Source organism: Nostoc sp. MG11, from assembly GCF_014904695.1.
In the GTDB taxonomy this organism is placed as follows: Bacteria; Cyanobacteriota; Cyanobacteriia; order Cyanobacteriales; family Nostocaceae; genus Komarekiella.
On the sequence record NZ_JACXXN010000006.1, the window covers coordinates 49,654 to 70,162 of the forward strand.

General features: G+C 42.8%; 21 protein-coding genes and 1 pseudogene. 5 read left to right on the top strand and 17 right to left on the bottom strand.

Features of this window, described 5'->3' with window-relative positions; all coding sequences use genetic code 11:
• Positions 1-187: 187 nt before the first annotated feature.
• Complete coding sequence (locus HCR01_RS11185; RefSeq protein ID WP_193196280.1) at positions 188-2,110, top strand: cation:proton antiporter; 1,923 nt, start codon at positions 188-190, stop codon at positions 2,108-2,110.
• Positions 2,111-2,237: 127 nt separating this feature from the next.
• Here the strand turns inward: HCR01_RS11185 and HCR01_RS11190 are convergent, their stop codons facing one another.
• On the bottom strand, positions 2,238-2,891 hold the full coding sequence (locus HCR01_RS11190) for a cytochrome b N-terminal domain-containing protein (protein WP_193196281.1): 654 nt from the start codon (positions 2,889-2,891) through the stop codon (positions 2,238-2,240).
• Positions 2,892-2,991: 100 nt separating this feature from the next.
• A complete protein-coding gene (locus HCR01_RS11195) occupies positions 2,992-3,687 on the bottom strand; it encodes an esterase/lipase family protein (RefSeq protein WP_193196282.1) in 696 nt (231 codons plus the stop codon).
• A gap of 580 nt (positions 3,688-4,267) precedes the next feature.
• On the opposite strand from HCR01_RS11195, the gene HCR01_RS11200 reads away from it, so the two are divergent.
• Positions 4,268-5,851 carry a hypothetical protein gene (locus HCR01_RS11200; RefSeq protein WP_193196283.1) on the top strand — a complete coding sequence of 528 codons (1,584 nt, stop codon included), beginning with the start codon at positions 4,268-4,270 and terminating at the stop codon, positions 5,849-5,851.
• Positions 5,852-6,147: 296 nt separating this feature from the next.
• On the opposite strand, the gene petJ is transcribed toward HCR01_RS11200, so the two are convergent.
• The 8 genes and pseudogenes from petJ to HCR01_RS11240 all read right to left on the bottom strand — a co-directional run.
• Positions 6,148-6,492 (bottom strand): cytochrome c6 PetJ, encoded by a 345-nt coding sequence (gene petJ / locus HCR01_RS11205; protein WP_193196510.1) that lies wholly within the window; start codon positions 6,490-6,492, stop codon positions 6,148-6,150.
• Between the two features lie 444 nt (positions 6,493-6,936).
• Positions 6,937-7,356, bottom strand: a complete 420-nt coding sequence (gene petE / locus HCR01_RS11210) for a plastocyanin (RefSeq protein WP_193196284.1) — start codon at positions 7,354-7,356, stop codon at positions 6,937-6,939.
• 235 nt (positions 7,357-7,591) lie between these two features.
• Complete coding sequence (gene psbV2 / locus HCR01_RS11215) at positions 7,592-8,083, bottom strand: photosystem II cytochrome PsbV2 (protein WP_193196285.1); 492 nt, start codon at positions 8,081-8,083, stop codon at positions 7,592-7,594.
• Between the two features lie 257 nt (positions 8,084-8,340).
• Positions 8,341-8,832 (bottom strand): photosystem II cytochrome c-550, encoded by a 492-nt coding sequence (gene psbV, locus HCR01_RS11220; protein ID WP_193196286.1) that lies wholly within the window; start codon positions 8,830-8,832, stop codon positions 8,341-8,343.
• Between the two features lie 129 nt (positions 8,833-8,961).
• Entirely contained in the window at positions 8,962-9,177 is a 216-nt protein-coding gene (locus HCR01_RS11225) for a hypothetical protein (protein ID WP_162396827.1), read from the bottom strand.
• A gap of 199 nt (positions 9,178-9,376) precedes the next feature.
• A complete protein-coding gene (locus HCR01_RS11230; protein WP_193196287.1) occupies positions 9,377-10,213 on the bottom strand; it encodes a carbohydrate ABC transporter permease in 837 nt (278 codons plus the stop codon).
• Positions 10,210-11,118, bottom strand: coding sequence for a carbohydrate ABC transporter permease (locus HCR01_RS11235; protein WP_193196288.1), 909 nt, complete (start codon positions 11,116-11,118; stop codon positions 10,210-10,212). Before HCR01_RS11235 ends, HCR01_RS11230 begins: the two co-directional genes overlap by 4 nt.
• 785 nt (positions 11,119-11,903) lie before the next feature.
• Positions 11,904-12,110, bottom strand: a pseudogene (locus HCR01_RS11240) (ABC transporter substrate-binding protein); the annotation flags it as partial.
• A 65-nt stretch (positions 12,111-12,175) separates the two neighbouring features.
• Between HCR01_RS11240 and HCR01_RS11245 the strand changes: the two are divergent.
• Together HCR01_RS11245 and HCR01_RS11250 are read left to right on the top strand one after the other, a co-directional pair.
• Complete coding sequence (locus HCR01_RS11245; RefSeq protein WP_193196289.1) at positions 12,176-12,406, top strand: type II toxin-antitoxin system Phd/YefM family antitoxin; 231 nt, start codon at positions 12,176-12,178, stop codon at positions 12,404-12,406.
• A complete protein-coding gene (locus HCR01_RS11250; protein ID WP_193196290.1) occupies positions 12,403-12,795 on the top strand; it encodes a type II toxin-antitoxin system VapC family toxin in 393 nt (130 codons plus the stop codon). The genes HCR01_RS11245 and HCR01_RS11250 overlap by 4 nt, the downstream gene beginning before the upstream one ends.
• Positions 12,796-12,827: 32 nt before the next feature.
• Here the strand turns inward: HCR01_RS11250 and HCR01_RS11255 are convergent, their stop codons facing one another.
• A complete protein-coding gene (locus tag HCR01_RS11255) occupies positions 12,828-14,087 on the bottom strand; it encodes an ABC transporter substrate-binding protein (protein WP_193196291.1) in 1,260 nt (419 codons plus the stop codon).
• A 187-nt stretch (positions 14,088-14,274) separates the two neighbouring features.
• On the opposite strand from HCR01_RS11255, the gene HCR01_RS11260 reads away from it, so the two are divergent.
• On the top strand, positions 14,275-15,717 hold the full coding sequence (locus tag HCR01_RS11260) for an MFS transporter (RefSeq protein ID WP_193196292.1): 1,443 nt from the start codon (positions 14,275-14,277) through the stop codon (positions 15,715-15,717).
• Positions 15,718-15,806: 89 nt separating this feature from the next.
• Here HCR01_RS11260 and accD read toward each other — a convergent pair whose 3' ends face one another.
• The 6 genes from accD to HCR01_RS11290 form a co-directional block, all read right to left on the bottom strand.
• Complete coding sequence (accD, locus tag HCR01_RS11265; RefSeq protein ID WP_193196293.1) at positions 15,807-16,757, bottom strand: acetyl-CoA carboxylase, carboxyltransferase subunit beta; 951 nt, start codon at positions 16,755-16,757, stop codon at positions 15,807-15,809.
• A 210-nt stretch (positions 16,758-16,967) separates the two neighbouring features.
• Positions 16,968-17,192 (bottom strand): hypothetical protein, encoded by a 225-nt coding sequence (locus tag HCR01_RS11270; protein WP_193196294.1) that lies wholly within the window; start codon positions 17,190-17,192, stop codon positions 16,968-16,970.
• Positions 17,193-17,350: 158 nt separating this feature from the next.
• Positions 17,351-18,169, bottom strand: coding sequence for a prepilin peptidase (locus tag HCR01_RS11275; protein ID WP_193196511.1), 819 nt, complete (start codon positions 18,167-18,169; stop codon positions 17,351-17,353).
• Between the two features lie 117 nt (positions 18,170-18,286).
• Positions 18,287-18,547: a hypothetical protein gene (locus HCR01_RS11280; RefSeq protein WP_162396835.1), complete on the bottom strand. Its 261-nt coding sequence runs from the start codon at positions 18,545-18,547 to the stop codon at positions 18,287-18,289.
• A gap of 90 nt (positions 18,548-18,637) precedes the next feature.
• On the bottom strand, positions 18,638-19,726 hold the full coding sequence (leuB, locus tag HCR01_RS11285; protein WP_193196295.1) for a 3-isopropylmalate dehydrogenase: 1,089 nt from the start codon (positions 19,724-19,726) through the stop codon (positions 18,638-18,640).
• Between the two features lie 232 nt (positions 19,727-19,958).
• Entirely contained in the window at positions 19,959-20,405 is a 447-nt protein-coding gene (locus tag HCR01_RS11290; RefSeq protein ID WP_193196296.1) for a hypothetical protein, read from the bottom strand.
• Positions 20,406-20,509: the final 104 nt, after the last annotated feature.

The window sequence follows — 20,509 nt, forward strand, 5'->3', positions numbered from 1 at the left end:
AAGTTTGTTCTTAATTCAAAGAACACCTTGTGCAACTAATCAGTTGCAAATGCTGTCTTATGGAGAACTCAATATGACAAGATCTCTGAATTGGCAAGGAATAAAAGGTATGATGTTGTACCCTTAAGAGTTAATATGTGTGATTCTTTACAAAAGATTTTGAAATATATCGCTCAAAATCTACAACATGGAAGCATCTTTTGAAATCACCCTACAAATGGTGATCACTGTCCTTGCAGGCATTAGCGCCCAGGTAGTGGCTGCATACCTCCGGGTACCCAGCATCGTCTTGTTACTGCTGTTGGGCATTTTACTTGGCTCTGATGGTATGGGGCTGTTGCACCCGCATTTGCTAGGCACTGGACTAGAAGTTATTGTCTCCCTAGCGACGGCAATAATTTTGTTTGAGGGCGGACTCAATTTGGATCTACGAGAGTTGGGTAGAGTCTCACTCAGCCTGCAATTGCTCGTGACTCTAGGAACACTGATTACACTACTTGGCGGTAGCATGGCAGCTCACTGGCTGGGTGAATTTCCTTGGAACATAGCTTTTCTCTACGCTTCCATAGTCGTAGTTACAGGCCCAACCGTCATTAGTCCCCTGCTCAAACAAATCAGCGTAGATCGACAAGTAGCGACTCTTTTGGAAGGGGAAGGGGTTTTAATTGACCCAGTAGGAGCTATCCTTGCCTTCGTTGTTCTAGATACAATTCTGAACGGCGATGCTGACCCAATCAATGCCATCATCGGTTTGCTTTTGCGTCTTGGTATTGGTGGGGCAATTGGTGGTGCTGGCGGTTATCTGATGAGCTTGATTTTTAAACGCGCCAATTTTCTGTCAATTGAACTCAAAAATCTAGTGGTGCTAGCGGTACTCTGGAGTCTGTTTGCTTTAGCTCAGACAATCCGCAGTGAAGCAGGAGTAATGACAACAGTAGTCGCAGGAGCGGTATTTGCCAATTCTTCGGTGCCAGAAGAACGTTTATTGAGAAACTTCAAAGGTCAGTTGACAATTCTCAGTGTTTCAGTGCTATTCATCCTCCTAGCAGCTGACTTGTCTATTGCCAGTGTGTTTGCCTTGGGTTGGGGTAGTTTATTCACCGTTCTGGTACTGATGTTCGTCGTTCGTCCGATTAACATCCTTTTATGTACTTGGAACAGTGATCTCAACTGGCGACAAAAACTGTTTTTGAGTTGGGTTGCTCCCAGAGGAATTGTTGCTGCTTCTGTTGCTTCTTTATTTGCAATTTTGCTAACACAGCATGGCTTCAACGGCGGTGATGCCATCAAAGCTTTAGTCTTTCTCACAATTATCATGACAGTTGTCTGCCAAGGGCTAACAGCTGGATGGATTGCTCAGTGCTTAAAAATCACATCCAAAGATGCAACTGGGGCGGTAATTGTTGGTTGTAATCCCCTGAGTCTTTTGATTGCGCGATTCTTTCAAGAGCGGGGAGAAAACGTAGTGATGATTGATACTGATCCAGACTGTTTTGAGCAAGCTGAAGCCCAAAATCTCCGGGTTATTGCCAGCAGTGCTCTGAATGCGGATGTTTTGGAAGAGGCGGGACTTGCCTCTGTGGGAACTTTTCTGGCTATGACTAAGAATGGCGAAGTGAATTTTGTCTTGGCTCAACGTGCAGCAGAAGAGTTTAATCCGCCGCGTGTATTAGCAGTTTTTCCTCGTGATCCGCAAGCTACTAGTTCAGCCAACGAGAATAAAGTTAACCAAGCCTTCATCCCAGATTTAGCAATTAAGACTTGGAATGAATATCTGAGTGATGGGCGAGTTAAGCTGGGGACAACTACATTGGTTGAGTCAGAATTTTCTAATCAAAGCGATCGCATCCAAGAAATGATTCGGACTAAGGTGTTGATACCGTTATTGCTAGAGCGAGAAGAACGCCTACAAGTAATGCCAGCAAATCAAGAGTGGGAAGCTGGCGATCGCATTATTTATCTATTGTATGACCCCAGACCTAAGCTTTTAAAACGCTTATCTGGCGCTACCCAGTCTACTCGCCTCTCTTTAGAAAAGTTACCAGAGGTTGAGGAAGTCACCCTAGCCCAATTATCTCAACTTTCAACTAGTGAGGTTCCTGGAGGATGAGAAAAGGAGCAAGGGGAGCAGAAGAATTTTAGATTTTAGATTTTGGATTTTGGATTGAACAATCTAAAAGCCGTTACTCCTCTACCTGCTTGCTGACTCCTGTCTCTTGACTTAGCACTTCTTTTTCTTAACTTTCGGAAGGGATAAACTTGCCTTCTGGTGGTTGTTGTAAATTACCGAATTCAGATTTCGGTTGATACATTTGCTTTTCCTGCCACAGTAAAGCAGATAAATGTACTACAGCAAGAATTAGGGTAGCCACCGAGATCAGATAACTGTGTATGGTGTAAAGGTGTTGGATGGTAACAGTGCTAATAGCTCCACCGCCAGTCAGGATGTCTCGCAGTTGCCCACCGATAAAAGGAATTGCTTCGATGGTTCCTAGCTCAATGCTAAAACGCCAGTATCCTTCTTGAGTCCAGTCTAAAAGCATCGCACTCCAATCTAGCGCGATCGCACTCAGGGTAAACAAAATTCCACTAATCCAAGCAGCCAGCCAACTCTTGCGAAATTGCCGACCTAAAAACATCACTACAATTTGAATTAGAGCAACGACAATTACTGCATTACCAGAAATATCATGTGCTCTATGGAACAGCCAGCCATAAGGCACTTCCGTATTAATTCTTCTCAAAGAATTATAAGCACCGCCTGCTGTAGGTTCGTAATCAAAAGAAAGTAAAACTCCGGTAGAGAGATAAATTAAACACAGAGTAAGAATTACGACTGCTAATGTCGTCGCCAGTCGCCGCAAAATTATATCGAATTGAGTGCTTTGCATAGCTAAGCTCTCCTGGCTTAAGTGAGTATTTATTCTTAATTACAATTTTAGCTAAGAAAAATTAAGATATTTTACTTTTTTAAGAGTCTGATAAATTTTTTTAAACTAAATACTGTACCCAAGCTTTTAACGGTTCTGGTGAACCATACCAAATACCAGGGTTTCTGGGAGAATGCCTTACACCTTCAATAACAAGATTTTCTGCCCCCTCTAGGTGAGCAGCTTCAATGGGCGTGATCCCATCGCCCCAAGTGTTACCCTTGCCACAGGTTAATTGGTAACTACTGTAAGCTAACCAGCTACCGCGCCGCCTTTCCCCAAAAATAGTTTTGCCAGCTACACAAACGTAACGAACGTTTTTGTAGAAAGCTCCAGGGTAGTTATTGGTGACAAAATCCAGATTCCAGCGCGTCCAGCGTTCTTGGCTAGTGTGGGGTGTACCCAAGGTGACGAGGGTCGCAACTAGGGAATGCGCTTCCCATAGGGATGGATTAAGCTCACCGCGTGCTGAATAAGGCTTTTCTCCCATGTAGATGCGAGATATCCACCCCCCGGCTGAGTGACCAATCAAGTTAATTTGAGTAGCGTTGTATTGCTGCAATATCTGCTTTACAGTCCGATCAAGTTGCCACAGAATCGGTGTTACTGGTCTTCCGCCGAGAGTGGGTAGCCAATCACGTCGTCGCAGGGGTACTGTAACCGTAGGAAAACCCAACTGTTGTAGTGATTGTTCTAGTTGGCGGTAGGCGATCGCGCTTTCTAAATACCCAGGTAAAATAACTATCGGTAATGGCATTTTAGATTTTGGATGCAAGCACGTAGCGAAAATGTCGAGTCAGGCATGTTCAAAGAAAAGTCTGATTTGAGATTTTTTTTTACAAATACCTGAATACCTAATAATGGCGTTTATTCATGGAATACTCAACAAATTGGAAAAGCTGGAAACAGTTTTAGAGTCTGCGGATGTGGTAATATTATCGAAAGTCTTTCAGTCTACGATTCAATTGTGACAACTGTTACAGAAGCGTCAGGTTTAACTAAAAAAAGTAAAGTAAAACAAAAAATTGAGTAGATTGTAGTTATACATACAGGAATTTTGCGATCGCCTAAACTGCCAACTGCTTAATCTCTGATTTTTCGGGCAATTCATAAAAATCAAAAGTAGTAATTTTTAACATCTCTCGCTAGCAAGTGCAACTTTAAATTATAATATTGCATCATTATAAAAATTGAATGCTTCAAATAATGCCAATCTTGCTGTTTTGAGTGCCAAGCGTAAGAAGTTATTATTTGTGAAGGGAAGAATCTACAGCAATATAGTTTGAAAGATAAGATCACTATTCAACTGCAACCGAGCCGAGTGAACGATAACAGCTATGTCTTACGTCTCCCTGCTAAAAAATATACCAGATATCTTAAGCCAGCCAATTGGGATAGCAGCTATTGCCTCTATTGGCATCCACGGTGCTATTGCGTTAATTGTGCCATTAATGCCTGTGGACTCTAGCAAACCTAGAGAAGCAGCAAAAACAGTTGGACTCTTGGAATTAAGCTCAACCGACCAAGCACGTCTGCCACAGAATCCCAACACACCCCAAGTGGCCCTACAACAGCAACTTCCCCAAATGGGGCAAGTTTCGCCTCCGAATTTTAGTGCTCAGACTGTATTACCTCCACTGCCACCCGCTGCCTCTAGCCAGTTCACACTGCCACCACTACCTCAATCACTTAACAACTATCGCGTCTCCTCATTGCCCACAAAGCAGTCAGTGCGGATGGTTCCCAGAGCAAACTTGGGATTTAACGCCGCTGGGTTCAATGCCAGTGGAAAATTTTCCTCATCAGCAGTTCCTCGTTTGAGTGATAGTGACATCAAATACGAAGCATCTAAGCCGCTGCCTGTAAACAAGTTACCAGAATTGCAGTCGCAGAAAATACCTGATGATATTCTGCGAAATACCCAATATCCCAACCTTTCTGAGACTGCCTCTAATACAGCAACGCCAGTAAATACGACCCCGCCAACCATGCCGTCGGGTGATGTATCTCAAATTGCTCAAAACCAGCAACCAGTAGCTCCCATAGGACAACCTCTACAAGGTGCAGACAACTTAGCCCTAGCAGGACAAAGCTTGCCGCAATTGCAGCCGGGAACTATGCCGAATACGCCTGAGTTACCCTCAAAAGCGATCGAACAAGCGATCGCTCAGGTAAACTCTTATGAAGACTTGAGAAAAATAGTCCGGCAAGAATACCCTAATGCGGAAGAAAAAGCAGTCATCCGTGACACAATCCCTACAGATAAACCGAATCTGCAAGGTACTGTCTTGGGTGTATTAGTAGTAGATCCCGATGGCAAGGTCTTAGATATCAAGTTCCAAAATAAGTCAGTCTCTCCTGAACTGCAATTAAAAGCTAGAGAATATTTCAACACGCAAACCCCCAAAGGAGAAAAGAAAACTAGTTCTTACCCGTTTAGCCTGAGTTTCCAAAATAACAGCAATACTACTGGGACTACTCAAGCTACTCCTAAACCTCTGTTAGAACTGCAAAATAGAAACAACCAGTTAGCGCCCTTACCAGCATCTAATCCCAAACCATTACCTGAACTGCGAATCAGGAACAACCAGCCTACGCCATCATCGGTAACTACTCCTAAACCATTATCGGAATTGCGAAACAGAAATAACCAGCTAGCACCCTTACCCACAGGCAATCCCAAACCATTGCTGGAATTACGAAACAGAAATAATCAACCAGCAGCTAAGCCAAAACCATTATTGGAACTGCGAAATAGAACCAATCAACCAGCGTCATCATCAGCAGCTACGCTCAAACCATTATCTGTGCCAACAGTGAATAACAATCAATCTGCACTCTCTGCTGAGTCTGATCAAAAGCTGTTAGAACAGTTGCGTCAGTTGAAGGAAAAAAGAGAAAAATCTGCTCAAGAGAAATAAAAATACGTTGGCAGTTTTGGATTAGGTATAAGCGAAAAATGATGAATGATAAAAATTTAAGATTTATCATTCATTCTAAAAAAATCATGATTATTTGATACCGAATTCAGATTTATGCAGAAGATATTCCTCTTTATAAAGGGAAAATTTGAGGTTTCCACTTTTTTAAGCTTGCTCTGATGGGATGCGCGGAGTACATAAAGTTTAAGATTGTCCGTCCGTAAGTTCTAACAGAAAAACCCTCTGGAAAACCAAAGGGATTTCATTATATGCGGACAAATAAATCTTCTAGTTACTTACCAACCTTGCTTTGCTTGTTGGGAAACGTAAGTGGCTACCTCTAAAATTTCTTGAGAGCTTAATTTGCTTTTGAAAGCAGGCATGGCATTTTTACCATTCTGCACTTGGTAGATAATTGCCTTGGTTGAGTCGCTATCATAATTTGCGAGGTACTTTGACAATGCTTCTTTTTTTAAGGTTTTGTGGTTAATGAGGATGTTACCACCACCTATATGGCAAGAAGCGCAGTTCGCATCAAAGATTTTGGCACCATTGGATGTTTCAGCAGCTAATGCTGGACGGACGAATGTTAATCTGGACAGAGCGATCGCTAACAGCAAGATTAATAAAAATATTCTCAAGAAATTCTCCTTGTAACAAGCCTCAGCAACTACAGTTGCCAACTGCTATGTGTACTTTACATCATGATGCTCTAGTCTCTATAGAGTATAAACGCGATTAATTCATAATTTAGGCAAATTTGCTCAAAATTGGCGGTAACGACTAATCCCTTCTATCACCACGCGGCGTTTAGCATTTTAGCCAGGGATAGGACTCATTACCGCCCTTCATTAAGCATTGGAGACTGGGAAGATTTGGCTAAAAACCCGCCTCTGGTGAGCGTAATTCTTCATCTTAAAGAAGGTTAAAATCCCGTTCTTCATAGGTGGATTTCTTCTTCAGTACCCAATTCATATTACCCAGCCTCCTTTATCCATTTTGTCTGCCACCTTAAGACTATGGCGTTTTGCTTTTCGCTAATGCTAACAAGCAAGGAAAATCATCTGATGCCAAAAGTACTATGTCTAGCCTTCAACAGTGATTTTGCCAACCATACCAGCACCACGGTGAGGTTCACAGTAGAAGGTGTATTCCCCAGCTGGTGCGTCTGCGGGGATGGTAGTCTTTTCGGTTTGACCAGGACTCATCATCAACTGTTTGTGAGACAGACCTTTGGCTAAATCAGCGCTCTTATTTGGGTTTTTAGCAGCATCAAATACAACGTTGTGGGGAGGAACTTTGTTGTTCACCCATTCAATTGTGTCGCCTGGCTTAACGGTCAACTTGGCAGGTTCAAATGCCAGCATTCCTTTATCACTACCCAATTTTACCTTATATGTTTCAGCCGCAGCGCTGGGAGTAAAAACAGCGAAGCTACTAACAACTAAAAGGATTGTCAACACAGCTAAACTAAAGCGTCGCCAGCTTGCCGCAATCGATTTCATGGCTCTCTCCTAACAAATAGTTTTATTTTCTCTTTTTTATTTTAAATAAAATCAACACCAAATATGACAATCTGTCGTAGATGCAATTTTTTTTTTCAATAATGGGGAGCAATCAATAGCAAAAAATCATGCAATCGGTAATAAGTACTAGACTGCCATACACCAAAAAGGCTGTAAAAAGAGTTAAAGAATAAAAAAGTATTTTTATTATTGTTTAGAAGTACTCATAGGCTTTTCAAAAATTTTCTGTGCCCCAACCAGGAGCCTTTTGTGCTGCTGTGAGTACGAAAGCAGCTAAACTTTCCACCTGCTGTTGTGATAACAAGCTAGGAGGCATCTGACGGCACCAATAAGTTTGTTCACTACCATCGTAGGTCATGGGTTGGCGCATAAAGCTAACAAGAGTATTAATGCGATCGCGAGGGGGATTAGCATCCTTAAGTGTGTTCAGAGATAGAGACACTAGCGGATCTGGCAAAGTTGCGCCGCCAACATGACAATTAAGGCAGTTGGTTTCAAACAGTTTTTTGCCCGCAGATAATTCTTGTGGTGAAAACAGACGAGTATTGCCCTGTTCATCCAGTTCTAAAGCAATTGGCTCAGTAACATGCAAATATCGGACTATATAGGGGTCAATATTAGCAGCTTGAGCAGGTAAGCTATAGCTGAAATAAACTGCAAAAGCAAAGATTAAAACTAGGAAACGAGCCAAAAATCGACACAGCATCAGAAGCTAGTAAGTATATTATGGAGCGATCGCCTAAATGTAGGAAATTTTATTTCATTGAGGATGTTAAAATTCTGAGTTCTCAGTCCTGATTCCAGAGAAAAAGTCAAGAATCGAAACCGGGACATAACGAAAGTCTGAAAGTCTTCCTTGAATACGCTCAAGTCTCAGGACTTAGAACTCAGGACTTCCCGGACAGTAAGGGCAGAATTGCCCCGCCCCTACATCACACAGTATGGCGATTTATTATTGGAGATTTAGTAATATATTTTACCTCCTCCCCATTTAGTGCCAACAATTTTTGGTTGCAAGAGAATATGACCAGCGATTGCCTCCAAGTCATCATCCGTCAGATTTCGCATTTCTGTGAAAATATCTGCACTCTTCATGCTGGGGTGTATTTCCGAAATCTCTTCTTCCCCGTCGTAAGTAGTGGGATTTTTCAGGTAATCCACCAAGCCTTCAATATTGTTACGGTTTGGTGTTGCCAGTGCCAGGTCGTCTGGAGTGAGTCCCACGTTTTGGTTTGTCTTGGTAACTCCCCCAGCATGACATTGGGCGCAAGCGTAATTAAATAAGCGTTTGCCTTCTTTGACTTGTTTTAGGCTGAGTACGACGGTATCTCCCTGATCATTTAATGGCACTGTTCGGATAGCTTCGTCTAGTTCCACTGCTGTCGCGCTACCGACAATCAACTGAAACGTGAGTAAAACAGTAGCCACAACAACGCCAATTAGTCTTCTAAACATGTTTCCCCTTAAAGATTTTGACGCTCAACACAGCTAATACAGCGATTCTCAATCTCCCTCCATGCTGCTAATTACTAATGGCTCATTGTCTTTTGTCATTAGCGATTAGCCAAAGTCTAAAATAGCCCTTTAGGTGACTCCGGTATCGCCCACCGAGTCGCTAGTCCCTTTTGGGTGTATCTCAGACAATATTTGCGAAATAATTGCCTTTGCATCCTCTAACGCCAAACGGGTCTTTTGGTGTTTATAGGCAATTCCTAGTTGGTCGCACAGAGAAAACACCTTTTCCACAGGAATACTGTAGTCTGCTGCTATCTCTGCGATCGATAGGTCTGCAAAACCCATAATGTTTGTTAACTGACAGATAGAGATTGAGTCGCTGTAATACCAATATCACGTTAAGAGTGCAATTTGTTGCCTAAAATACGGTTTGGGGAATGGAGCATAGGGCATGAAGCATAGAAGCAAGGTGGAGATAAGGGGAATATAGGGAATAAAGGAGAATATTAATAACTAATACCCAATACCCAATGCCCAACACCTATTAACCTTTCCCCCCGGTAAACGTCACGCTTTGAATAAAGTAGCGGTTGAAAAAGGCGTAAATGCCTAAAGCTGGCAAGGTGAACACCATAGAAGCTGCCATTATGTAATTCCAATAGCTGATGTATTGACCCTTGAAGGTGTTCAGCCCCAAAGGTAGGGTAAACATTTCTGGATCAAATAGGATAACTATCGGCAGCAAAAAATTATTCCAACTCCCCATGAACACAAAAACTGCTTGTGCTGCCAGTGCTGGTTTTGCTAAAGGTAAGACAATATGTCGGAAAATCCCAAAGGTGTTTAAGCCATCCAGTTGAGCGGCTTCTTCTAGTTCTCTAGGAAAATTAACAAAAAACTGCCGCATCATAAAGATAAAAGTGGCATTAACCATGCTAGGCACAATCATGCCCTGATAGGAATTCAGCCAGCCGATCGCTTTTAAAATCAAAAATGTCGGAATCAGCGTGATTTGCGCCGGCACTGCCAGCACTGCCAAGATTAGGAAAAGCCAAAAGCGTTTGCCCACAAAGCGCAGTCTCGCCAAGGCATAACCCGCCATTGAATTTAACAACAAATTTAAAATAGTGACGCTGACAGCAATTACCACACTGTTGAATAACCAGCGCCAAAATAACGGTTCTTGCAGGAAGATTTGCCTGTAGTTATCGAGAGTAAAATTTTTGGGGAAAAAATTGGGTTCACCGCTAACAATTTCTGTAAGCGACTTAAATGATGCTGAAAGTGCCCAAAGAAAGGGAATCAGAGTAATCAGAGCATAGAGTGTCAGTAATACGTATAATAGTACTTTGAGCCAGGACGAGCCAGAGATTTTAGTCAAATCCTATCGCCTCCAAAAAGTCGCTGCTGAATCAAAGTAATAGTAATAATAACTGCCGCTAGTAAAAAGGCGATCGCAGCAGCATATCCCATCTGCAAATTCCGAAACACAGCTTGGTAAATTAACAGCACCACAGTCAAAGTAGCGTTGTTTGGCCCGCCAGTACCGCCAGAGAAGATATAAGATTGGTCAAATAGTTGAAAAGTGCCAATTACCCCTATTGCTACTACAAAGAATGTTACAGGCTGGAGCAAAGGAATAGTGATGCGGATAAACTTTTGCCACTCATTAGCTCCATCAAGTTCTGCCGCCTCGTAAAGTGTTTGCGGAATATCTTGCAACGCTGCCAAATAAATCACCATGTAAAACGGCGCGGTTGACCATATATTCATCAGCATAATGCCTTTGAGGGCAACTGCTGGGTCGCCCAACCAGTTATAAGTAGGTAGTCCTATAGAAGCGAGAAAATTGTTTAGTAGCCCATCGGTGTTATAAATCCACATGAAAATGAGCGTCAGTACTGCTGAAGACGTGACTGTTGGCAAAAAATAAAGTATGCGCCACCAATTTTTGCCACGAATCCCAGAGTTGAGAGTTACTGCCAGAATTAAAGCCAGAATAGTTTGAGTTGGTACAACAATTGCTACATATTCTGCTGTATTTCTTAAAGCAATCAAAACCCGTTCATCTTCAACTAAACGCGTGAAGTTCCGCAAACCGATGAATTCGTACTCGATACCGCCAAGAAGTTGGACTTTTTGCAGGGAAAGAAAAACGGCGTAGAGAATAGGTAAAACTACAAAAGTCCCCAAAACTAAAATGGTGGGCATCATGAATATGTACCCAGCCAAGTCTTCTGCTATGTTCCACCTGGGGTTACTCCGCCGTCTGCTAATTTCAAACACAATTGAACCTCCGCAAACCGACTTCTGTATTGGGTACACTAGTAGCGTTTGGTGCATTAGGTGTTGGTTTATTCACCAAGCGCAGCCCTTCAGGAAATTCCAAATTGCAATCTTATAAATAATTGGGTCAACATAATGATGTTGATGACTAACATTGTAATGTTGATGACTAACATCGTAATATTGATGACCAACATCGTAATATTGATGGTCAACATCGTCATATTGATGACCAACATTACGACATTCATAAGGAACATTCAAACATTTGCCATAAACACTTGAATATTTACCTATGAGTATTGAAGGTTTGCAATGAACGCTTTAGCAAAACTAAGGTGATTTCTGATGAAAAAATACTGGCGTTGCTGAATCCAGGTATGAATTTACCGGGCTACGCCCCGCTTTGCTAACACGCAGAGACGCAGAGGCGCAGAGAGTAAGAGTTAGAGTTTAAGATGTTAAGTTTTTAAATTTCATACTTCAATTCAGCAATGCCAAAATACTTATGTTGACGAGTTTCGACTTACCTCGGCTCCGCCTTTCCCTATGGGAGGCTACGCCAACGACTACGCTCAGGACAAGCTCGGCACGAGTCGCTCAACTTTCGACCACTCAGTTGGTTGAGCGTTCGCGTAGCGTCTCGCAGAGAAGTCGAAACCAACGGCTATGGTAAATTTATTACTAGAATTTACCTAAGAAACTTGTCAAGCGTAGACGCAAAGCGGCTTATTCTCAGACATCGCCTGAGATAATTTCGAGAGAGTGAGTAGTTTACCCTTTAGCTACTCCATTGCTTTAATTTGCTTATTAGCTTCATTCTGCGCCCGCAGCATTGCCTGCTTTAATGGTTGTTGTCCTAGCAAAGCACTAACAAACTGGTTATCAAAGTTATTTACAATCGCCGCTGGATACTTGCCTACCTGCCACGGTGTAGCGTAGTTAACTCCCGCTACTAATGGCGATCGCAATGAGTCTTGGTCATAGCTGATAAATATTGAGCAATAGTTTATGCTATGCCTTTTAAAATATGACTATAGTCATAACTACGGTTATTATGAAATCAATTTCTAAAAGTCAACTCAAAGCTCAGCTTCTTGAGTTTTTAAGACTTGTAGAGTCAGAGGGAGAAGAAATTGTAGTTACTGATCGCGGTAAGCCAGTCGTGAAAATTTCCAAATACGCACAAGCACCTTCAACAGAAGAGTTATTTGGGGAGATGCGTGGTCAAGTGAAGTACTTTGAGGATTTAACTACACCAACCACTGAGGAATGGACACAATTGTGAAGATAGTCCTTGACACTTGTGCCCTGATCTGGTGGAGTTTAGATCCAGCCAGACTTTCTGAACAAGCCAAAGAAGCGTGCAACTACATGGAAAGGGATAAAAATGGTCTTGTTCCGTCTATAGCTGTATGGGAAATTGCTATAAAAATCAAAAATCAAAAACTAGATTTAGGAGTCAATCTTAACGATTACGTAGTAACGCTAAAAAAGTCTAGTGCCGTTCAGATTGTACCCATTGATGAAAATATTTGGATAGAAAGTGTCAATTTAGAATGGGGTCATCGAGATCCAGCAGATCGAGTCGTTGTAGCACTAGCTAGAAGCAATCAAGCTGCAATAATTACAGCGGATAAAGAAATAGCAAATTTCTACTCAGAAGTGATTTGGTAGAGGCAAGAAAGATTGCTTACTCAGACTATGCATTACTCCATTGCTTTAATTTGCTTATTAGCTTCATTCTGCGCCCGCAGCATTGCCTGCTTTAATGGTTGTTGCCCTAGCAAAGCGCTAACAAACTGGTTATCAAAGTTATTTACAATCGCCGCTGGATACTTGCCTACCTGCCACGGTGTAGCGTAGTTAACTCCCGCTACTAATGGCGATCGCAATGAGTCTTGGTCATAACCCAATTTCTCTGCTACTGATTTACGTGTTGGCAGTGCAAATCCTTTTCCTGTCCACTTCTGCATCCCTTCTTTACCGGTGAGATAAGAAATCAACTCCCAGGCTTCGGCTTTATGCTGCGCTTGCTTGTTCATCACATAGGCAACAGTAAATACCATTGTGCCTTTTTTGTTATTTATACTTGGTATTTCTGCGGTAGCAAACTCTAATTTGGGAAAGGTTTCGGTTAAATAGGGAATTGCCCAGTTGCCTTCAATGACCATTGCCACTTTTTCTTGGCCAAACATCTCACTACCTGAGTTTGTGCCTACATCAGATTTTTGTGCCGAGGAGCGGTCTTTTTGATACTGGTCTACTACTAGCTGTAAACCCTGCACACCTGCTGTACTAGCGAAGGTAGCATAACCCTTTTGGTCAACGACATGCCCACCAAAGGCTGTGATTTTGTAAGCTTGACGTGCCAATTCTGGAATTTCGCCAAAGCCGTATTTATTAAGTTTGCCTGTCAACTTTTGGGAATAAGTACGTAATTCATCCCAAGTAGTTGGCGGATTACTCAAGCCAGCAGCAGCGAATGCTTTTTTGTTATAAAACAAGGCAAGAGTAGAATAGTCTTTAGGAAGACCGTAAATTTGGTTCTGGTATTTGAAACTATCAAGTAGAGTATTCTCAAAGTCTGCTAGGTCAAATTCTGGGGTAATGTAAGCATCTAGCGGTTCTAAGACATTTTGACTCATCAAGAAAGGAGCTTCAAGAGCATCGAGATAAAAAACATCAGGCGCGGCTTCCCCAACCAAACGCGTTTTGATTACATCCATGTATTGGTCAGAAATCACCTCATACTTAACTCTGATAGTGGGGTGCTGCACCTCAAAGTCTTGCAGTACTTGTCTCAAGAGCTTTTGTTCAACAGGAGAGCCTCCCCAACCACTGAGTTTGATGTTGATTGCTGTAGGTGCTGACGGTTTGCTTAGTGTTTGTAGGTTGTGATAACCAATAATAGTGATAGCGATCGCTATTATTAATCCCAAAAAGTTAAATAAACTTCTTTTGCTCACGGACGAATGACGGTTTCTCTCACCTAACTTAATATCTTTTGTAGCTAATAAATAATATTTGACTTCTCTAAAATTTTATTGAAAAACACAAGCTAAAATGACTAAGAATTATCAACAATGCTGATAAAAAGATTTACTCTTAGCACCTAGACTCTTGCTAGAATGCTTCACCCGTAGACGATAGTGTATGAATTCTGTTCCAGCTGAAACTGCTACGCCTTTAACTTTAGAAATTTCCCAGATTGCCTCACCACCCACAGCACTTTATCCTACCTCACAACCCAGCCTCCCAATTTCTAAGGATGCGATTCGCACCAGCTTGAGAGCCTCCACTGGGGATGCTGTTTTGTCAGCAATTTTCTCCTTGACTACTGGCGGGATTTTGCTTTCTAATTTCTTGGTGGAGTTGGACGCCAGTCCAGTGGTATTTGGGATGCTATCCTCTATCCCCATGATTGCGAATCTAATTCAGCCGTTGGGTGCTTACTTCTCTGAGACCACTACCAGCCGCTTTCAGTATTCTCTTTTGACTCATGGAATCTCTCGACCACTGTGGCTAATTCTAGTAATTGGCATTTTAGCCACAAGCTGGGGTGGAGTTAATAATCATCAATTGGTGATATTGACGCTTTTGATTGTCTTGTTCACCCATCTTTTGGGAGGTCTAGGAAGCGCAGCTTGGCTAAGTTGGGTGGCGATGATAGTCCCTCGGCGATTGCGAGGTCGGTATTTCGGGTTACGTAACAGTGCCGCTAGCTTAACTAATTTAGTCTGCTTACCTTTGGCAGGTCTAGCTGTATCACACTGGTACGGAGGAACTCTACAAGGTTATGGAGTCGTTCTACTGGTAGGTATCGTGTTCGGGATTGTGGGAATAGGCTGTCAGTATTTCCAGGTGGATGTGAATCCGCGATCGCAAAACACTTATGTTGCTAAGTTACCTCAAAGTGAGATTCAGTCAAACGCTAAAAAAAATGAATCTTGTGAGATATCTGAATCAATCTGTTTACCACAGCCGCCTACTTCCCAAAACCAGTTAAATAGCGACATCTGGCAAAACACTAACTTTTTGATGTTCCTGCTTTATTCGGGCTTGTGGATGCTTGCTATTAATCTCAGCGCTCCTTTTTTTAATCTTTACATGCTGGACACGCTGGATATTGATGTAAGTTGGGTGACTGTCTATAGTAGCCTGCAAGCAGGGGCGAATCTGCTGATGCTCATCCTGTGGGGCAAATTAGCAGACAAGATAGGTAATCGTCCCATCCTGATTTTCGTTGGTATTTTGGTTGCAGTTACACCATTGCTGTGGCTGGGGATTGGTGCTAATCGCCTTGATCTCTGGGTATGGTTGCCACTATTACACATCTTCTGTGGCGGTACTGGGGCAGCAATTGACTTGTGCAATAACAATATGCAGCTGGGGATTGCACCAATTAAAAATCAGTCTATCTATTTTGCGATCGCAGCCGCCGTTGCTGGGGCAAGTGGTGCTTTAGGCACAACTATAGGTGGCTTCATCGTCCAATTTGCCGAATCTGGAGGCTTACTAGGATTATTTGCTCTCTCTAGTCTATTTCGACTAGCAGCGCTTATTCCACTCATGTTTGTCCAAGAGCCAGGGGGATGAGGGCGAGAAGATAGAAGAGTCAAGGGTCAGTATTCATTCTCCTCGTGTTCTTCTGCCCCCCTGCCCCTCTGCCCCTCTGCCCCTCTGCTCTACTCAGCGGCGGTAGAACTCAAGGACATTGTTTCCCACAACACCATGTGTGGTGCAGTTGGTGCAGGCTGGTGCAAGGAAATTAGCTGCGCTAATGTATTCTTTAACTGGGTACGGGGTACGATATCATCGACAAAACCGTGTTTAAGTAAATCTTCTGCTGTCTGAAAATCATCGGGCAGTTTTTCCCGCAGGGTTTGCTCAATCACTCGCCGACCGGCAAAACCGATGGTTGCTTTTGGTTCTGCGAGGATGAGATCACCCAACATCGCAAAACTAGCGGTAACGCCGCCTGTGGTGGGATTTGTCAAAACGGGTATGTACAATAGTCTCGCATCTTGATGGCGTTGTAAGGCTGCGGAGATTTTCGCCATCTGCATCAAAGAAAGCATTCCTTCTTGCATTCTGGCACCACCGGAGGTGCAAATAATTACAACAGGATAACGCCGTTGAGTGGCTTGCTCAATTAGGCGGGTGAGTTTTTCCCCCACGACTGAACCCATGCTACCACCCATGAAGCGGAAGTCCATTACTCCAAGAGCAATGGGCAAGCCATTTATTTGACCCAAACCTGTCTTAACAGCGTCTAATAAGCCAATTTTCTCTTGGGTTTCTCGTAGGCGATCGCTGTATAGTTTGCGATCGCGAAATTGCAGCGGATCGCTTGGACGTAAATGCTCATCCATCGCTCTCCAGGTATTGTGGTCAATCAATTGACGGATGCGTTCATCGCTGTCCACCCGATTATGATGACCACATTCGACACAAACCATCTGATTCGCTCTCAGATCTTTTGTATAAGCTAATACACTACATTTTGAGCATTTATGCCATAATCCATCAGCAATTTCACGTTCTTGGCGTTCGAGGCTGGTAGATCCTGATTTACGTCGATTTGCAAACCAATCAAATAGAGACTTTAAACCGCGTGATTCTTCGTTGTTCGCCATTTTTATTTTATTCAAGGGATTATGTGGTAGAAAATAGGTCAAGCCGCTATGAGGAGTCTAAGGTAAAAAGCCTAAAGTCCAATTAAATTGGACTCTTGACTCTTGTAAAGACGCGCTTTTTGAGTGCGTCTCACTCATTTAGTCTTGACTACATCGTCAAATTACGTTTGTAAGCAATTCAGACCTTATTTTGCATCTTTGGTTGCCAGCTTAACGAAAATACTCATGCCAATACAAGTCTCTTGCTCGTCTTCTAGAGGACTTGTTATGTAAACGTACTGACAAAGCCATGAGAATACCAACCTCCAAATAGGATGCTGTACCCTTTGCACCCAAATTAATCATTCGTGTTGCTGAGTCATGAGCAATGAGCATCTGTTGCATTAGCTGTGCTTGCCAACGGGTAATCGTCGTTAAGAGGGTAATACAAGTCACAGCCTGATATTATCAAAATCTGAAGGACAGATGGGGTAATGCAGGTTACAATCACGAGCGGATAATAAGTGATGAGGAATGGGGATGAGGTTTCTCACCGAATTTCAACACATTTCAACTTTTTGAGAAATTCCCCTAGTATCCAGTCTGTGTGTTGTTCAAGATGCTGGAAAAAATAGCCTCAGATAGCTAGACAAAATAGCTTCGCCGCCAAATAGAGTAATTACAGATCCTAAAGCTAGAAAAGGCCCAAAAGGTATTTTTTGTCCCAACTGTCGCGATCGCATCATTGCACCGCCACCCGCTAACGCTCCCAGCGCACAGGCAACAAAACTAGCCAGGAGCAAATACTTCCATCCTAACCAAGCTCCCATCATCGCAGCTAACTTGGCGTCACCTGCACCCATCGCCGCTTTACCAAAAGCAATTGAGCCAATTATTGCGATCGCATCAAACAGCCATAAGCCCAATATTGCACCAACTATTGCCTTCATCAGGTGATTTATCAATGCTTCCCAACTAGCCTCTGGTAAAAAACCAACCATCATTTGAAATATAACCCCTACTACCAAACCAGACTGAGTAAGTGCATTGGGTAAGGTCATCGTATCTAAGTCTATGAGCGATAATGCCAATAACCAACTGCAAAAAGCCCAATAGCTTATAGTTAAAATTGAAACTTTAAATATAAAAAATACAAGTAAAAATACTATGCCAGTTATCGCTTCTACCACTGGATAACGGACAGAAATCTTGCTTTTGCAATATCGACATCGCCCTTTTAACCATACCCATCCCAGTACTGGAACATTATCGTAGGCTTTTAGCTGGTTTAAGCAATGGGGACAGCGAGAAGGAGGCCAAAGAATCGACAACCCAGCAGGTAGCCGATAAACAACAACATTGATAAAGCTGCCAATAGATGCACCTAATGTAAAAACAATGACACTCGCCGAGACGACCATCAAAATGTTCATATAGTCCTTTGTCATTTGTCCTGTGTCATTTGTCGTTTATCTTTTGTCCTTTGTCGAGAAGTTAATCAATCTTGACTAATGACTAATGACCAATGACTAATGACCAATGAGCAATGACTAATACATGTGTGACTCAATTTGATTCAATGGTACAAAGCACTCTTGAGGTAAGAGAACTGGTTGGTTAGTAAAAATTACCTTACCTCGATGAGTTACACGATTAATTGCTACACCTGAAGGTTGCCCAGCTATTTCGGGATGAACCTCACAGTGGGTATAGTAAATTTGCCCAGCGGCTCTGATTACAGCGGGATCAATCAAAGGAGGCTGATTCTTAGGGGCAGTAAAATTTGTTTGTCCTTGTCGTAATGCGTACACTATCGACTGCTATATAATTGCTAGATTTCCCTATAGTCTACCCGAAACTTCTAGCCAAGGTTGCCAAATCGCCCGGTTTAAACTACAAAATTATTTTTCTCCAAGAGCCTTAATCAGTGCATGGCCCATCGCGCGGCAACCTAAAAGATTTTTTCCTGGAGAGATTATATCGCCTGTGCGATCGCCTTGTTCTAAAACTTGGAATACGGCTTGTTCAATGTGATCTGCCGCTTTTGGCTGGTCTAAACCGTAGCGTAACATCATCGCCGCACTCAAAACCTGTGCTAGAGGATTTGCCTTATCCTGTCCTGCAATATCTGGGGCGGAACCGTGGACAGGTTCAAACACGCCAGGCCCAGAAGCACCCAAACTAGCAGAGGGTAACATCCCAATACTACCTGTGAGCATGGCAGCAGCATCAGAGAGAATATCGCCAAACAAATTTCCTGTAACGATGGTATCGAACTGCTTGGGAGCGCGTACTAGTTGCATAGCAGCATTATCGACGTATAGATGAGAAAGTTCGATATCTGGATATTCTTGAGAAAGTTGGGTGATGCGATCGCGCCACAACTGAGATACTTCTAATACATTCGCTTTATCCACCGAACAGAGTTTACCACCACGTTTTCGCGCTGCTTCAAACGCCACTCGCCCAATGCGTTCAATTTCCGACTCTGTGTAAACCATTGTGTTCACACCGCGCTTCTCACCAGTTTCCGTGGCAAAAATTCCCTTGGGTTTACCAAAGTAAATTCCACCAGTGAGTTCGCGCACTACCATAATATCCACGCCTTCCACAACTTCGCGTTTCAAAGTTGAGGCGTCAATTAACTGAGGCAAAATTTTTGCTGGGCGCAAATTGGCAAATAGTCCCAATCCGGCGCGTAGTCCCAATAAACCTGCTTCTGGGCGTAAGTGAGATGGTAAAGAATCCCACTTATAACCACCAATAGCAGCGAGTAATACAGCATCACTATTGCGGCAGGTATCTAGCGTCACAGCTGGTAAAGGTTCACCTGTAGCGTCTATTGCTGCACCGCCGATGAGGGCTTCTTGGAATTCAAACTGAATATCAAACTGCTTCCCTACAACTTTCAGCACATCTACCGCCACTGCCATAATTTCAGGGCCAATGCCATCGCCAGAGAGTAAGGTAATGCGGTAGTTCTGAGTCATAGCTAGTTTTTACTCGGTAAATGCTTGCAGATTAAATATCATACCGAGCAAAATGTACCTGTGGAGTTTTTAATTTATTCAAAGCGGCGTCTTTCATCATCCTACAAGGGACATTGGGTATGGGAAAAGGGTAAGGGGAAAAGGGAAAAACCATCTCTTTACCCTTTACCCCTTAACCTTTAACCTTTTCCCCCTCTTAAGAGTCCCCAATCCCAGTCCAAGCTAGCTCTATTTAGTTGCCAAAAGCATCCTTGATGCTATCAACAGTACGTTCAACAACATTCTTTGTGTTGTCTACTGCTTTCTGTGTGCGAGCTGCATCTTCCTCTGCTCTTTTCTCAATTCGAGCGGCATCTCTTTTTGCTTTGCGTTCAACAAAACTACCACTGTCTGTTGCTTGATCAACTTTAGCGGCATTTTTCTTTGCAGTGCTCTCAACTTTATCTGCTGTATCTCGGATAAAGTTCTTGGCTCGTCCAGCATCTTCACTGGCTTTGCCTTTAACTTGATTGCCTGCGTCTGCTGATGCGATCAAGGTTACAGCAGGCTCAGCCATTGCTGAGGTGTTTGAGAAAAACGCACCTTGCCAAACGAAGGCGATCGCTGATACACAAAATAGAGTTGTAGCTATCCAGCGTCCTACAGTCGAAAGCCGTTTCGTAAAATAATTTAGTTTCATAGAATACAATCTGTACGAGATTTAGCTTACTATTTTTACTTCATCTGGCTTATCAGCCAAATCTTTCCTTAGACAGAGGTTTTCTCATCGTAAGTTGTTAGATG